We start from the raw sequence: 15,994 nt of genomic DNA on the forward strand, positions 1-15,994 counted from the left end.
CCTGCAGCTTTATTCTGCAGGGCTTTTTTATAGCGGAACCGAGAGTGCTGATCAGGCGGCAAGCTCCAGGATTTCGCGCGATGCTTCCGGGGTAATCACACCGTGTTCACCCAGCGCGAGCAGATCGTGTTTTACCAGCATATCCACTAGTTTGGGAATGGACTCGCGTCCTACACCATAACCACTGAGCGTTGTCGGATTGCCCATTTGTTCGAAAAATTGGCGGGTTGCAGCTATGGCCGCATCGATCAACTCTTCTTCATTGGATTGGGTAAGCCCCCATACGCGGCGGCCGTATTGCACAAGCTTGCCATGCTTTTTGTCACGCTGGTGCTGCATAACTGCCGGCAACACTACTGATAGGGTTTGCGCGTGATCCAGCCCGTGCATTGCTGTGAGTTCATGGCCAATCATATGGGTTGCCCAATCTTGTGGTACCCCTACTCCAATCAAACCATTCAGTGCCATGGTTGCTGCCCACATAACGTTAGCGCGGACCTGGTAATTGGTCGGTTCTTTCAATGCCCGGGGGCCTTCTTCGACCAGCGTCAACAGCAAACCTTCGGCAAAACGGTCCTGTACTTTGGCGTCCACGGGGTAGGTCAGGTACTGTTCCATAATATGGACAAACGCATCCACAACACCATTTGCGATTTGGCGTGGCGGCAGGCTGTAGGTTGTAGTTGGATCGAGAATGGCGAATTTCGGATACACCAGCGGGCTGCCGAAAGACAGTTTTTCCTGTGTTGAGGCTTTGGTGATAACCGCATTGCCATTACTTTCCGTACCTGTTGCCGGCAGGGTCAATACGCAACCGATTGGCAGCGCCGAATGGAATGGCTGGTGTTTGGCCATGATATCCCAGGGCTCGCCGTCAAAGTCGATTGCTGCAGCAATCAACTTGGTACCATCAATCACGCTGCCGCCACCAACAGGTAGCAGGAAATCGATTTTTTCTTTCTTCACTAACTCAACCGCTTTCATCAAGGTTTCATAGTGAGGGTTAGGTTCAATCCCGCCAAACTCAAACCAGGTTTTTCCTTCCAGTGCTTTTGTAACCTGATCATAAACACCGTTTTTCTTGATCGACCCGCCGCCATAGGTAACTAAAACCCTGGCATCGGCCGGAACCAGCTCAGCGAGTTCTTTGATCTGGCCTTCACCGAAAACGATTTTTGTGGGATTGGAGAATATAAAATTTTGCATGAGTGGTCTCTCCGATGTTGTGTACTAGTGGGGTGCGACTCTGTCGAGTCTGATGGATTAATGGTGCTTACGCAAATTTACGGCTGTGAGATCCAGATACAGTTATTGATTATCTGGTAAGGAATAGCTTGCAAACTTCGCCCTGTACAGGGACCGGAAACACATTGTCCGGAATGGATAACAAACAATGCGCCATGGTTGGCACATTGGATCATGCTGCCGCTACTATCTAAAAACTCGTTTTCCACCCACTCAAGGGGAATACCAAGGTGCGAGCAGCTATTGCGATACAGGTAAACCTTCCCTCTGTGATTTACAGCAAATATGTTGTTGCTTTTAAAACCCTTGCTGCTGCCTTCGGGTAAAGCATCCAAAGGGCAGAGCAAGGTTAATTGGGGGGCTGCCGGGTTTTCAGGTGGGATCATTGTGGAGCAATAAGACGCACTTTGCGGGTCAGCAATTTACCTTCACGGACTACACTGACATTCACTTTGTCGCCCGGTTTGTAATGCTCCAATGCGCTGAGCAATTGGTCGTCGTTAGTGACTGGATAATCTTCGATAGCAACAATTACATCGCCCAAACTGATTTGGCCCCAATTATTGCGCTTTGCCCCCTGCAAGCCTGCTTCAGCCGCGGGTGAGTTGGGTTCAATGCGCAAAATGGGTACACCTTCAACCCCGATTTGCTGCGCCCATTGATCCGGCGCCACTGCAATGCCTAAAACGGGACGCACAATGCGCCCATGGGTAATTAACTCGGGTACGACTTCCTTGACGGTATTCACCGGGATAGCAAAGCCAATACCGGCACTGGCACCGCTGGGGCTATAAATCATGGTGTTAACACCAATCAGCTTTCCCTCGGAATTGAGCAATGGCCCGCCGGAGTTTCCGGGGTTAATTGCCGCATCGGTTTGGATTACATTGGTGATTTTGCGCTGGTTGGGCGATTCAATTTCCCGCCCCAACGCGCTCACTACGCCTGTGGTGAGTGTGGCGTCCAATCCAAACGGGTTGCCGATCGCCAACACTTTACGCCCTACGCGCAAGTCGCCTGAATCGCCCAGTGGCAGTGCTTTGAGTTTGGCGGCAGGTGCATCGATTTTAAGGACTGCGATATCGCGCTCCGGAGCAAGCCCCACCACGGTTGCTGGCCAATTGGATTGGTCCTGCAATGTAATAGTGATTTTGCGCGCACCTTCAACTACATGAAAATTGGTGACTATGTAGCCTTTTTCATCCCATACAAATCCGGTTCCCGAGCCGCGTGGCACGGTAACCAGATCGAACGAATAGGGATCGCGGGCGAGTTGTTGATTGGTGACGAATACCACACTGGGGCGGGAGACTTCGAAGACCTCCATGCTGTTTTTTTCGTCATCGGTAGAAAATGCCTGAACGGTCGCGCTCAAGGCGCTGGCGCCGGTCAGGACACTGAGTACAAGCCAGCGCCAGAGTTTCATGGTGACGGTCTCCAGCGAGGATTAGGCTGCGTCACGTAATGCTTGAATACGTGCTTCCAATGGCGGATGGCTCGCAAACAGATTACGCACACCACCACTGATACCAAAAGCGCGCATGCTGGTTGGCAACGGGCTTTCCGCCCCGGCGTTGGTTTCCGCTTGCAAGCGTTGCAAAGCACGGATCATCGCACCGCGATCAGCAAGGGTTGCACCGGCTTCATCAGCGCGGTATTCGCGATAACGGGAGAATGCGGCCACGATCATGGAAGCCAGAATACCCAGCACAATTTCAGCGATAAAGGTGGTAATCATAAATGCAAAGCCGCGGCCATCTTCATTTTTGAAAATAACACGGTCCACCAGGTCACCGATGATACGAGCGAAGAACATTACAAACGTGTTCACTACACCTTGAATCAGGCTTAGGGTAATCATATCGCCATTGGCAACGTGACCAATTTCATGGGCCAGCACGGCTTTAACTTCATCGCGCTCAAAACGTTGTAGCAGGCCAAGGCTCACTGCAACCAGTGCGGCATTGCGGTTCCAGCCAGTAGCAAATGCGTTGGATTCCTGTGCCGCGAACACCCCGATTTCCGGTGTTTTGATTCCGGCTTTTTGAGACAACTCGACAACCGTATCTACCAGCCATTGCTCATCGGCGTTGCGAGGTTGTTCGATCAACTGCACGCCCATGGTTTTTTTGGCCATCCACTTGGACAAAAACAGGGAAATAAACGAGCCGACAAAACCAAAAACAGCACAGAAAATCAGCAGGTTTTGCAAATCCAGGCCGCCTGCGGTGCGGTAACTGCCAACACCCAGCAAGCTTAAAACTACACCTGCCACCAGCATCACAGCGAGGTTAGTGAGTAAAAACAGGCCTATGCGTAACACGATATTATCTCCCAATGAGTTATGTAAGGTTCACTGCATAATACGCAGTGTCGCGGGAGTATATGTGTATGAGGCGCGAAAATTTCAATCGCGAAGGGTGTTAAGAAAGGAAAATAAAAATGGCCGCCCAAGGGCGGCCCAAGCAACCGTGTTAGCCGAGAGACCTTCGGAGAGGAAAGCCCCAGGGGGTGAGCAAACTCGTTAATCGACTTGCAGGGCGACTAAAGATTTCACTCAACTGTTGTACGGGAGATACCGTGCAACAGTGAGTTAATAATAATGTTTCTCATCTATAAGTCAATTGTTTTTTGAGAATTATTCTTATTTATGATGTTTTAGCTGTCTTTAGTTGCAATAACTGGTTATTGAGTTGATTAATTTTGGCGGCCATCTCTTCAATGAGCCCCAGGCAAATCTGCGGCTGATGTTCAATCAGCGTAATAAACTCTTCCTTCCTGACTGCCAGAACGGTGCAATCGCTTGTGGCAACAACGGAAGCTATGCGGGGTTGACGGGTAAAGACGGCGAGAGCCCCGAATATTTCGTTGGCATTTATTTCCCCGACTTTAATTCCATCGCATACTGCATCAGCAGATCCTTCCAGCAGCGTATATACCTTATGGGCGGTATCGCCTTGCTGGATAATGGTTTCACCGCTGCGGTAATGTATAAATCCGGCGGACGGCTGGAACTCGCTACGTAATTCCTGGGTAAAGGCCAATTCATAAAAACTGATGGTGCATAACAAGTAATAAGCCCAATTACGTTGGCTTTTCAAATCGCTATTTGCGGCACTGACTAATTCATCACGCTCATAAGCAAGAAATGTAACGGGGCGCTTGCACGCAAATTGCCCTTGGGGGAGGTTGAGTGACTTTGGCAGGCCAAGCAGGTCGCCCTCACTGAAATGCATTACCAGTTTGCCATTCAGGTAGTAATCGACCTGGCCCTCGACGATGCGCAGCAGTCGCGTTGGTGCGATATCAGCAAAAATATCATTACTGGTACTGACAACAAAGGGATCATCTGCGGGTTTAACGGGAGTGCACAGTAGCTCGCTCAGGCCGCGCAATTTGGCGGCCAGGTCGGACATCAATTCAGACTGTTTAATGGGAAAGTGCATAAGGCCTCTAGTCACTAAATGGCGTAAACAACACGTTTTTTAGTGTAGCCTGTGTCACCGGAAAATTTGTATTTCCCGCTTCAGTCTGTGACCCTTGTGTCGTTTTTGGCGAACTCAGGCAGTCGCCTGGGTGAAACCGCCACCACTTTCTGGCAGTTCCGCTTCAAAGACAAGCCGGGCTTTCAAATCAGAGGGAAGGTCATTCCAATGTACATCCATCAACGCCCCCTGCAGAGCATAAAGCATGACTTTGGATACATTGATATCGCGAGCTTTGATGCGTCGATAAGCTTCGACAGCACCCATTCTTTTCAGGTCGGCGTGGGTATTAATCCCTATTGCACGCAGGATGTTTACCGATGCCATTCCAAGGTTCTTTAATTGCAATAACTCACTATGACAGGCAGTCATACAATGCAATCTCCATTTATTATTATCGGATGTTGTGTTTAAAATTCCTGTTTTACAGCGCAGGCTTATCTTACATACTTGCTTCTCTTGTGCAATCCCTTTCGACTGAAAGAGCAGAAACTTAAGATCAGCGGTGAAAAGTTATTTTTTCTGCTGGCACGTCTGGTAACGATTATTTTTATGTATGAATTCAATTCGCCGGAGAAATCAGGTGTTCGACCCGATACAACGCCAATTACTTGGCCTCGATGAGCGCTTTCTTGTGCACTCTCCAGAGCTGAATTGCCAGCTTCATCCAGAAACTCTAGCAGCAGTTTTGGATTTGCGCGCGCGCGCTGCAACATTTGATTTCGATTTGCGCATTGCCAGTAGTTTTCGCAACTTTGAGCGGCAATTATTGATCTGGAATAACAAAGCACTTGGGTTGCGTCCGGTGCTTGATTCCCATGGCGAGCCGTTAGACATTCACCGTTTGGGGGATCGTGAAAAAGTATTTGCGATTTTGCGGTGGTCTGCGTTGCCGGGGGCTTCCCGTCATCACTGGGGCACCGATTTTGATGTGTATGGCGCGTCGTGCATTGATGCGAATTATCAATTACAACTCACGGTTGCCGAAACCGAAACCGGCGGCCCCTTTGCTGAATTTCATCGTTGGCTGGATGCCGAATTGCAACAGGTTAATTGTCACTTCTATCGCCCATATACGCTGGATCTTGGTGGTATTGCACCTGAACCGTGGCATTTAAGTTATGCGCCCCTGGCAAAAAATTATGCGCAACTTTTTACGCTGGATGTACTGCGCGAACAGCTTGAACAAACATCGTTGCAGTTAAAAGATATTGTGTTGGAAAATCTGGATGAAATCTTTCAACGTTATATTCGCGTCGATTAAATTTCTCAACCGGGACTCATTGCTTTGAATACAACTTCTCCTGCGGTATCAAAAATCGGCATTCGTTCATGGATGTTATTTGATTGGGCTGCGCAACCATTTTTTACCGTGATTATCACGTTTATTTTTGGTCCCTATTTTGTATCGCGGCTTGCCGCTGATCCGGTAACCGGACAAGCCGCCTGGGGTTGTACGATTACCGCGGCTGGAATTCTTATCGCCGTTCTATCGCCATTACTGGGCGCGATTGCCGATGAAACTGGCAAACGAAAACCCTGGATTGCGTTTTTTGCAGCAATCAAGATTACGGCACTCCTTATGTTGTGGCAGGCCGCGCCCGGTTCACCGTTATGGTTGCCGATGTTATGCATTATTGCAGCAATGGTCGCCGCCGAATTTTCTATTGTGTTTAATGACTCCATGATGCCGCGTTTGATTCCTGCACAAGAAATCGGCCGCATTTCCAACCTCGCCTGGGGTTTGGGGTACGCCGGTGGATTAGTCGTTTTATTCAGCGTGCTGTTGTTATTAGCGGGCAATCCGCAAACAGGTAAAACGCTGGCGGGAATAACGCCGTTATTCGGGCTGGACGCCAATCAGGGTGAAGATGCTCGCATCACGGGTCCTTATGCTGCACTGTGGTATGCATTATTTATTTTACCGATGTTTTTGTTCACACCGGATGCAGGAACAGGCGCACCTTTGAGGCAAGCAATTAATAATAGTTTTCGCGATTTAAAAAATACCGTGTGCGAATTAAAACAGCGCCGCAATTTGTTGCGCTTTTTAATTGCGCGCATGATTTATCAGGATGGTGTTAACGGTTTGCTCGCGCTCGGTGGGACTTTTGCTGCCGGAATGTTTGCCTGGCAAACTATTGAAATGGGTGTGTATGGAATTTTATTGTTGGTGGTCGCCATTGGTGGTTGTGCATATGCGGGGCAATTGGATGTTCGCCTGGGTTCTAAAAAAGTAGTGCAATTAAGTTTGGTGTGTTTGATTGTGGCAACCATCGGCATTATTTCTACTGGCCCTGGCTACACCCTGTTTGGGCTAATTCAATTATCAACACAGGATGCCGGTGGTTTATTTTCCACCGCAGCAGAAAAAGCGTACATCTTCTTTGGTTTATTAATTGGCATCGCGTTTGGGCCGGTTCAGGCATCGTCCCGCTCTTACATGGCGCGTAGCGTTGATGTAGATGAGGCGGGAAAATATTTTGGTATTTATGCGCTTGCCGGACGCGCGACGTCATTTCTCGCTCCGATGGCGGTAGCGACAATTACCGTGATGACTGATTCCGCTCGATTGGGAATGGTTGCACTCATTGTATTTTTGCTCGCCGGATTTTTATTGCTGGCCAACGTGGCTTATCCGGCGCGTACATAAAGTACGTTTTTTTGCTTAATTGATGTAACGCAGAGGTAGATATGTTAGTAATTTTTGATTGTGACGGCGTGTTGGTTGATAGTGAAATTATCTCTGCGCAAGTAACCAGTGATTGCTTGAAAGAAATTGGTATTGAAATTAGTGCGGATTATTTTTTGGAAACCTATCGCGGCAAATCAGTCGCTGATTGTATTCTCATGATTACCGAAGAATTATCCATCCAGGACTCCTGGAAATCCTTGAATGATGCTGAAAGGGCAGAGCGTGGTGCGCAATTCTGGCGTCATGTTCAATTGCAAACGTTAGTGGTGTGTGAACAGCAATTGGAGCCAATAACAGGAATAATGCCGGTGCTGGATTACTTACGCGATCACGACATTCCTTTCTGTGTTGCTTCCAATGGCAAACACGAAAAAATGCGAATGACCCTCGCCAAGACCAACATCATGCCCTACGTTCAAGGCCGGGTATTTAGTTTCGAGGATGTTACCCGCGGCAAACCCGCACCGGATTTATTTTTGCATGCTGCAAAAACATTGAATGTAGAACCGGCAACAGCCATAGTAGTGGAAGACTCGCTGACCGGTATCCAGGCGGCGTTAGCGGCGGGTATGCGCCCGCTCGGCTATTGCCCGCCCAATACCAATGGCAGCGATAATATTTTATTGCCGGAAATGCGCGCCCTGGGTGCGGAAGTATTTTTCGCGATGGATGAATTGATTCCATTAATTTTGAAAACCGTCACTGTAGAAAATTAACGGGTAGCTTTTGTTATGCAAACCGCCCTTCAAAATTTCGCTCATGTTGACGCCTGGCAAGAAATTCGTGCAGAAGCGCAACATGCCAGTGCTACCGAGCCGGTACTGGCAAGTTTTTATCACGCCAGTATTTTGAATCACCATTCATTTGCCGCCGCGATTTCGTTTCATCTCGCCAATAAACTGGATAGCCAGGCGTTGCCGGCGATGATGTTGCGCGAAGTGTTTGAAGAAGCGATGAAGGCGGATGCCAGTATTGAAGAAGCGATGCGCGCGGATATTCGTGCACATCGCGAACGCGATCCGGCCTGTAAATTATTTTTTATGCCGTTTCTGTTTTTTAAGGGTTACCACGCTTTACAGTCCTGGCGCATTGCCCATTGGTTGTGGCATCAGGGTCGCAATGCATTGGCGCTTTATTTCCAGAATCAAATTTCGCAGGCTTTTGATGTGGATATCCACCCGGGGGCGCGCATTGGTAAAGGCATCATGATCGATCATGCCACTGGAGTTGTGATTGGTGAAACGGCAGTAATTGAAGATGATGTATCCATGTTGCACAGCGTAACGTTGGGCGGTAGTGGCTGCGTAAAAACTGATCGCCACCCTAAAATTCGTCGCGGTGTACTAATTGGCGTGGGCGCAAAAATTCTGGGCAATATTGAAGTAGGTGAGGGGGCGAAAATAGGCGCGGGGAGTGTGGTGCTGGAGCCTGTTGCGCCGCATACAACAGTTGCCGGTGTGCCCGCCAAACTGGTTGGCAGGCCCAAGGGAGAGTCACCGGCGCTGGATATGGATCATCATCTTGTCGAAGGTGATGATTGCTAGTCCACTCAGGCGCTGCGTTGACCAGGTAATGTGCTGGTCTCATCGTCGCAACCATCCAGCAACCACTTCAATACAGATTCGCGACTTTTAAGCATGGATTGATAATGCTCGATCAACATAGTGTTGGGACGCGGATGTGCTTTCATGGCGGTGATGCGATCAGTCAGGAAGGCAATGTCCTGTTCTACTTTCAAGCGCGCATTGCCATGTTGGCTGAGCGCGCCTTCCACGACCAGGCGATTGTCCTGCAGTTTCTTTTCGATAAATGGCAACATAGACACACTCCCTCGGAAGTAAACCACTGAAGTATGGAAGTGAATTCCAAAAATACCAAAGATTGATTGGTTACATTCTGTCCACTGTTTATCGCTTTTGTTTGCCTGATGTCGGTAAAAACCGGAATTATTGCCTGGCGGTGCTATTATCAAGCGAGTTCCAGCGATCAACGGTTAACTCCATGAGCAATTCCGATTTCGATATTATCTTTCGCGGCGACATCGTTTTTGGCCATCAACTGGCCGACGTTAAACTCAAATTGCAGCAACTCTTTAAGGTTGATGCCGCCAAAATCGATGCGCTGTTTACCGGTCGCGCGGTTCCGCTCAAGCGTAACCTGGATGAGGCGACGGCCAATAAATATCGTGATGCATTGCTGAAAGCCGGTGCTATGGTTGAGGTTTGCGCCAGCGATAAAAGCCAGGCTAATGCGCCTCAAAAAACGGGAGTTCCTGTGGTTGCTCCTGCTCCAGCCTCTGTTGCCAAAGCACCGGATTATGCCGCCTGGACTCTGGCGCCGGTCGGGGCAGATTTGTTGCCTGCGAGTGAGCGTCCCCGCTCCCCGACTGCTGTTACAGTGGATACCAGTGGCCTGAGTTTGCGTCCGGCTGAAGGTAATCTGGTAGACAGTGCGGAGATTCACCACGCAATCGATGCGGTTGTCATAGTGCCGGACCTTGGGTTGGCAGCGGTAGGTGAAAACCTGATCAGCGCCGATGAAAAACTGGAGCTGCCTTTGGTCGAAATCGAATTGGAGGATTGGGAAATCGCCGCTGCCGGCAGCGATTTGCTCACCCAGGAAGAGCGCCCGCTCATCGTCCCCGTAGCGGTTGCCAATAGCGATTTTGGCCTGGCGCCTGCCGGTAGTGATCTCGGTCAACTCAAACCTGCGGTAAAACCACTTACTCCTGATACCAGCAAACTGCGCCTTGCGGATTAGTCCTTGGCGCATTGTTTACCCACCTGTTTTTATATGTATTTGGCAAAATAGTGCCTTCCGCTTTGCTGATTTCATAAATATTTTTGTGACTTGAATCAGCTTTTAATTGCCTCTTATGGCACTTTTAATTAACCCTTACGGCACTTTGTTCATACACTTCCCTCTAAACTTGAGTTAACACAGGCGTTTTTTATCGCTGTTGTGCCTGTCCATTTACAGAGGAAGTCATTATGAAAATTCTGCTTAAAAGCCTGGCGGTGTTGTTGCTGTTAATTGTTCTAGCGGTTTTCGCCCTGGTTTTTTTGGTGGATGCCAACCGTTTCAAGCCGCGTATTGAAGCTTTAGCCAAGGATCAGGGCGTGGCCCTGCAAATTAAAGGGGATCTGGGATGGGATCTTTGGCCCAGCATCGGTGTTGCGGTCAATGATGTTCATGTCGCCCCGCTTGCCGAGCCAAATCAAGCGATTGCTTCATTACAGCAAGCCAGCTTGTTGCTGAAGTTGATTCCGCTATTTAGCGGAAATTTTCAAGTGGATCATATTGCTGTCGATGGTTTGAAATTGAATCTCAAGCGCGACCAGACCGGCAAAGGCAATTGGGAGGCGTTTAATAAACCCGCCACTACCACTACGCCGCCAGCATCGGTTGCCGATGCGGAATCCAATTTATCGCTGGATATCCAGCACATCAGCCTCACCAATGCCAGCCTCGCGTTTGCCGATGCCCAAGCAGGAAGTGCAATCAACTTGCGCGATATTAATCTCACCATGAGCGGTGTAAATCTCCGCGCGGAACCGTTTGCGGTGGATTTGGGGTTTGTGCTGGAGCAGGTTCAGGCGAACACTGAAAAATTAACACTCGCGGGCAAACTGAATGCGGGGCTCAGTGTTGATCAGTCCATGAATACGCTTCGTCTTACTGATGGGCAATTGCAACTGGATCTTTCTAGCAAAGAAGCTGCAACTCTGGCATTAACTTATGCGTTAACGGTGACTGACCTAAAAAATAATCCGGCATATCAGGGGCAAATCACTTTAAAAGACACCAGCCTGCAAAAATTGCTGGGTGCGTTTGGTATTGAACTCCAAACAACCCGGCGCGATGCGTTGGGAAAATTCAGCTTGTCAGCGGATATCAACGGCGACACTGCAAAAGTGAAATTGGAAAACCTGAAATTGGTATTGGATGAAACCACTTTCAATGGCTCGGCCGCTATAAATAATTTCGAAACCGGCGCAATCCGTGCATCGCTTACCGGCGATACTTTCAATCTTGATGATTACTTACCACCTCCAGTCAAAGACGAGCCGGCGACAACAGCAGCACCTGTGCCGGCGCAAGATACTCCGTTGCCAGTCGATTCATTGCGCACACTTAATTTGAATATAAAGCTTGCGTTGAAAAAATTAATCGTCAATAAAATTCCATTGGAAAATGTAGATGCAAAAGTGCTCGCGAAAAATGGCATGATTGAGCAAAGTTTAAGTGCAACGGCATTCAGTGGAAAAATTACGACTAAAGGCCAACTGGATGCGCGTGGACAGCAAAGCCAATTGCAATTTGATGCGGGTGTAGAGGGACTGGAACTGGCGCCGCTATTAAAAACAATGGAAATGGATTCAAAATTTGGTTTACAGGGGGCCATACAGGCCAGGGCTATTGGTAGTAGCCAGGGCAATTCTACTAATGCCTTATTCAAAGCATTGCGTGCAAATGCCAATTTCTCCGGCGCACAAGTGCGTGTTTCCCCGATCAATCTTGAGCAACAATTTTGCAAGCTGGTGAATCTGGTTAATAAGGCAGAAGATCCGGCAACAGCCTGGAATGAATACACTGAATTAACCGAATTATCTGGCAGTGTTAAATGGCGCGATCAAATTATTACTATCGACACATTCAAAGCCGGCGTGGAAAAGTTGCAGTTGGGCTCCACAGGAAAAATAAATCTCGCCAGTGATGAATACGATATTTTCTTGCCATTGAAATTGGTCAAAGGCAAAGCCGATACGGTAACGGCTGAACAAGTTGCGGTTACAACAAGTGCCAACGGTTGTAGTGTCGGTAGTTATTATTGGCTGGAGCGTGGTTTGGAATTATTGCGCTGTAAAGGTTCGCTCGATGAAATCAATCCGTTGCATGATTGCCGGCCGGATAAAGATATGCTGGTGCAGCTAACCAAAGATTTTGCCGTGTATAAACTCAAGGAAAAACACGGCGCGAAATTTGATGCAAAAAAACAGGAACTGGAACAAAAGCTGGATGATAGAAAGCAGGAAGCAAAACAAAAAATAGAAGACAAAAAACAACAATTGCTGGATAAGTTGCAACAACGGCTGAATCGTGGAGCGGCCTCGTCTGTTGCCGCTCCGGCAGTAGAGCCTTCTGCATCAACGCCAGCGGCGGCAACGGAAGCTGCTCCGGAACCTGTCACTGCACCTGAATAACAGATTATTTTCTATTGTGGGCAGGGCGCGAATTTACCGTTAGAATTCGCGCCTTTCTCTCTGCCTTATTTGGCCAAATCTGTAGCACTTATGAGTACATCGTTTTCTGCCCGCGTGTTGAAATGGTTTGATAAACACGGACGTAAACATTTGCCCTGGCAGCAGGACATCAACGCTTATCGTGTTTGGCTGTCTGAAATTATGCTGCAGCAAACCCAGGTTACTACCGTAATTCCTTACTTCGAGCGGTTTATCGCGCGTTTTCCTACTGTGCAATCCCTGGCGGCGGCGCCTATCGATGAAGTCCTGCATTTATGGACGGGCCTGGGTTATTACGCACGTGCACGTAACCTGCACAAATGTGCGCAAACGGTAGTGAAAAATTACGGTGGGGAATTTCCGGTAACTGTGGATGAACTGGCGGAACTGCCTGGGATTGGCCGCTCAACGGCCGGTGCCATTGCGAGTATCGCCTACCAACAGCGCGCTGCGATTCTGGACGGTAATGTCAAACGCGTGCTGGCTCGTTATCACGCCGTGGACGGCTGGCCGGGCCAAACGGATGTGGTGACCCGTTTATGGGAAATCGCCGGGCAATACACTCCCAAATCGCGCGCGAACCATTACACCCAGGCAATGATGGATATGGGCGCAACCTTATGTACGCGTAGCAAACCCAAGTGTGAGGTTTGCCCGCTACGCGAAGGTTGCATCGCTTATGCACAGGGAAATCCGCAGGATTATCCCGGCAAAAAGCCCAAAAAAACCTTGCCGGAAAAAGCAGTCCAACTTCTGATGTTGCGTAATCCTGCCGGCGATTTGCTCTTGCAGCAACGGCCCGCGCAAGGCATATGGGGAGGATTATGGAGTTTCCCTGAGTTGGCAATTGATGCTGATGCTGTTGAACATGCAGCGGATTATTTCGGCAAGGTGATCGAGCATGAGGTATGGGATAGCTATCGCCACACCTTTAGTCACTATCACCTGGATATCACGCCGGTCCTGATCCAACTGGCGAAAACTCCGCAGGCTATCGGTGAGGTCGCGACACACTGGTACAATCCCCATCAACCTGATGCGTTGGGGCTGGCCGCACCAGTGAAAAAATTACTGGAAAAGCTGGCGCAACTGGACCCGCGCACTGCTGCGGCAACCCGCAGCCCCAAACGTAAACCCTGATTAATCATCAGTGAGTTCCTAATTTAAGTGAGTGATGTCATGGCCAGAATGGTGTTTTGCCGCAAATACAAACAAGAACTGGAAGGGCTGGATGTGCCGCCATATCCTGGTGTTAAAGGCCAGGACATTTATGCCAATGTTTCCAAAAAAGCGTGGCAAGAGTGGATGGCGCACCAAACCATGCTCATCAATGAAAAACGCCTTAGCGTTATGGATATGGGAACCAAGGTTTACCTCACCGAGCAAATGACCAAATTCCTCTCCGGCGAAAGTTATGATCAAGCCGATGGCTACGTTCCGCCTTCCGCTCAGGACAACAAATAATCAACTTGCGCAGATTTCAGTTAACCCTTGATAAAACGGGAATTTTTTTAAAAGCCACTATTGACTCGCCCCTCCCGAGCGGGTTTAATACGCGCCTCTCGCAGCCCACCTGCGACGACACGCCCAGATAGCTCAGTCGGTAGAGCAGTGGATTGAAAATCCTCGTGTCGGTGGTTCGATTCCGCCTCTGGGCACCATCTTAAAATCCGATATAGTCCTATATCGTCTGAAACCCCGCGTAACTGCGGGGTTTTTTGTTTATACTCCGTCTATTTCAGTCCGAATCAATCCAACCGAATCCGACAATTTTTTGGGGTACATTTTGGGGTACATGAGATACCCCAACCGGAATGTACCCCAATTGGACAAATGGGGTACTTTGAATGGCCTTGACCGATACCAAAGTAAAAAACGCGAAACCAGCCGAGAAGGATTACAAGCTCTACGATGAGCGCGGTCTGTTCGTGTTGGTAAAAGCCAATGGCTCCAAATACTGGCGGCTTAAATACATGAAGGACGGCAAAGAGAAATTGCTCGCCCTGGGTGTATATCCTGATATTTCCCTCAAAGATGCACGCGAGTTGCGCGATGCAGCCCGCTCGCAAGTTGCTAAAGGCGTTGACCCCAACGATACAAAACGCGCAGCCAAAGCCGTGCAACAAGGCGTGAATAGTTTTGCGGTGATCGCTCGCGAGTGGTACGACAAACAATTACCTACGTGGGCACCGGCTACCGCGAAAAAGCGCCTTGCCCTGCTGGAAAATGATTTATTCCCGTGGATAGGCGCGCGTCAAATAGATGAACTCACTTCGCGGGATTTATTGGAAGGCTTGCAGCGGATTGAAAACCGTGGAGCCAAAGACACAGCCCACAATGCTCGCCAAGTGTTATCGCAAATATTTCGCTATGCGCGCGTTACCCAACGCACCAGCAATGACCCGGTGCAAGATTTAAAAGGCGCCCTTGCTCCCAAGCTGGCAAATCACCGGCCCGCTATTACTGAGCCCGCCGATCTGGGCCGCATGCTGGTAAAAATCGAAATCTACAACGGCAGCTATATCGTTCGTGCATTGCTTGCCCTATGCCCGCTGTTATTCCAGCGACCAGGTGAAATGATTGCCATGCGTTGGGAGGATATCGATTTTGATTTAGGTGAATGGCGATACATCCCACCAAAAACCATCAAGAAAACCACTTGCCCGGATGGCATACCCCACACAGTACCACTTAGCAAACAAGCACTGGGCGTTCTACGGGAATTGCAGCCGTTAACCGGCCATGGTGTTTATGTATTCCCAAGTGAGCGCAGGCAAGGCGGCCACGCCAGTGCAGGCACAATCAACAAGGCTTTGCAGATCATGGGATACGACACCAATAAAGCTCACTGCGCCCACGGCTTTCGCTCCACTGCTCGCACGATTTTGGATGAAGTGCTGGGCTTCCGTGTGGAATGGATCGAGCACCAGCTTGCACACGCCGTGCGTGATGCATTGGGCCGTGCCTATAACCGCACCACTCATTTACCCCAACGCAAAGAAATGATGCAACGCTGGGCCGATTACCTTGATGCCCTGCGCCTGCAAGCCCAATCACCTAACGTGATCACCGCGAATTTCGGTAAAGCGAGTTAAAACGTTTCGGCTACGGCGGTTTTGCAGTGGGGAACGTGGGGACACTGGGGAACGGTTACTCTCTCACGTAAGAAAACTAAAGAGTTATAGATAGTTATATGAGTGTTTATCGTTCCCCACTTACTTTTTTAAGAGTGGGGCATGTGGGGAACAATTGGCGGCTTTGCGGCAACGGGCGAGACTCCAATAATGATAAGCATTCGAATGAAAAATGCCCGTTGCGCAAACTTA

General features: G+C 49.2%; 16 protein-coding genes and 1 tRNA gene. 10 read left to right on the forward strand and 7 right to left on the reverse strand.

All coding sequences use genetic code 11. The annotated features are described in order from the left end of the window. Window positions 1-51: 51 nt before the first annotated feature. The 6 genes from A596_RS02215 to A596_RS02240 form a co-directional block, all read right to left on the reverse strand. Window positions 52-1,206: an iron-containing alcohol dehydrogenase gene (locus tag A596_RS02215; protein WP_039912387.1), complete on the reverse strand. Its 1,155-nt coding sequence runs from the start codon at window positions 1,204-1,206 to the stop codon at window positions 52-54. 77 nt (window positions 1,207-1,283) lie between these two features. Then, window positions 1,284-1,631, reverse strand: a complete 348-nt coding sequence (locus A596_RS02220) for a Rieske (2Fe-2S) protein (RefSeq protein ID WP_052417156.1) — start codon at window positions 1,629-1,631, stop codon at window positions 1,284-1,286. Continuing rightward, window positions 1,628-2,671: a S1C family serine protease gene (locus A596_RS02225; protein ID WP_039912388.1), complete on the reverse strand. Its 1,044-nt coding sequence runs from the start codon at window positions 2,669-2,671 to the stop codon at window positions 1,628-1,630. Before A596_RS02225 ends, A596_RS02220 begins: the two co-directional genes overlap by 4 nt. Window positions 2,672-2,692: 21 nt before the next feature. After that, window positions 2,693-3,568, reverse strand: coding sequence for a protease HtpX (gene htpX / locus A596_RS02230; RefSeq protein WP_039912389.1), 876 nt, complete (start codon window positions 3,566-3,568; stop codon window positions 2,693-2,695). Window positions 3,569-3,893: 325 nt separating this feature from the next. Beyond that, window positions 3,894-4,691 (reverse strand): cyclic nucleotide-binding domain-containing protein, encoded by a 798-nt coding sequence (locus A596_RS02235; protein WP_039912390.1) that lies wholly within the window; start codon window positions 4,689-4,691, stop codon window positions 3,894-3,896. A gap of 114 nt (window positions 4,692-4,805) precedes the next feature. Then, window positions 4,806-5,102, reverse strand: coding sequence for a TfoX/Sxy family protein (locus A596_RS02240; RefSeq protein ID WP_039912391.1), 297 nt, complete (start codon window positions 5,100-5,102; stop codon window positions 4,806-4,808). A gap of 211 nt (window positions 5,103-5,313) precedes the next feature. Here A596_RS02240 and A596_RS02245 point away from each other — a divergent pair, with 211 nt between their 5' ends. The 4 genes from A596_RS02245 to cysE are packed head-to-tail and all read left to right on the forward strand — an operon-like array spanning window position 5,314 to window position 8,969. Further along, a complete protein-coding gene (locus A596_RS02245) occupies window positions 5,314-5,994 on the forward strand; it encodes a M15 family metallopeptidase (protein ID WP_039912392.1) in 681 nt (226 codons plus the stop codon). Between the two features lie 24 nt (window positions 5,995-6,018). Then, window positions 6,019-7,383 carry an MFS transporter gene (locus A596_RS02250; protein WP_235425598.1) on the forward strand — a complete coding sequence of 455 codons (1,365 nt, stop codon included), beginning with the start codon at window positions 6,019-6,021 and terminating at the stop codon, window positions 7,381-7,383. 41 nt (window positions 7,384-7,424) lie between these two features. Further along, on the forward strand, window positions 7,425-8,141 hold the full coding sequence (locus A596_RS02255) for an HAD family hydrolase (RefSeq protein WP_039912394.1): 717 nt from the start codon (window positions 7,425-7,427) through the stop codon (window positions 8,139-8,141). Window positions 8,142-8,156: 15 nt separating this feature from the next. Then, entirely contained in the window at window positions 8,157-8,969 is an 813-nt protein-coding gene (gene cysE / locus A596_RS02260) for a serine O-acetyltransferase (RefSeq protein ID WP_039912395.1), read from the forward strand. 5 nt (window positions 8,970-8,974) lie between these two features. Here cysE and A596_RS02265 read toward each other — a convergent pair whose 3' ends face one another. Further along, complete coding sequence (locus tag A596_RS02265; protein ID WP_039912396.1) at window positions 8,975-9,244, reverse strand: hypothetical protein; 270 nt, start codon at window positions 9,242-9,244, stop codon at window positions 8,975-8,977. Between the two features lie 182 nt (window positions 9,245-9,426). On the opposite strand from A596_RS02265, the gene A596_RS02270 reads away from it, so the two are divergent. The 6 genes from A596_RS02270 (at window position 9,427) to A596_RS02295 (ending at window position 15,763) form a co-directional block, all read left to right on the forward strand. Continuing rightward, a complete protein-coding gene (locus tag A596_RS02270; RefSeq protein ID WP_039912397.1) occupies window positions 9,427-10,185 on the forward strand; it encodes a hypothetical protein in 759 nt (252 codons plus the stop codon). 230 nt (window positions 10,186-10,415) lie between these two features. Beyond that, a complete protein-coding gene (locus tag A596_RS02275) occupies window positions 10,416-12,629 on the forward strand; it encodes an AsmA family protein (protein WP_039912398.1) in 2,214 nt (737 codons plus the stop codon). A gap of 90 nt (window positions 12,630-12,719) precedes the next feature. Continuing rightward, entirely contained in the window at window positions 12,720-13,808 is a 1,089-nt protein-coding gene (mutY, locus tag A596_RS02280) for an A/G-specific adenine glycosylase (RefSeq protein ID WP_039912399.1), read from the forward strand. A 39-nt stretch (window positions 13,809-13,847) separates the two neighbouring features. After that, window positions 13,848-14,132: an oxidative damage protection protein gene (locus A596_RS02285; protein WP_039912400.1), complete on the forward strand. Its 285-nt coding sequence runs from the start codon at window positions 13,848-13,850 to the stop codon at window positions 14,130-14,132. 121 nt (window positions 14,133-14,253) lie between these two features. Continuing rightward, a tRNA-Phe gene (locus A596_RS02290) sits at window positions 14,254-14,329 on the forward strand. A gap of 186 nt (window positions 14,330-14,515) precedes the next feature. Next, a complete protein-coding gene (locus tag A596_RS02295; protein ID WP_039912402.1) occupies window positions 14,516-15,763 on the forward strand; it encodes a tyrosine-type recombinase/integrase in 1,248 nt (415 codons plus the stop codon). Window positions 15,764-15,994 lie beyond the last annotated feature (231 nt).

Origin of the sequence: Cellvibrio mixtus subsp. mixtus J3-8 (assembly GCF_000766945.1) — a bacterium.
Taxonomy (GTDB): Bacteria; Pseudomonadota; Gammaproteobacteria; order Pseudomonadales; family Cellvibrionaceae; genus Cellvibrio; species Cellvibrio mixtus_A.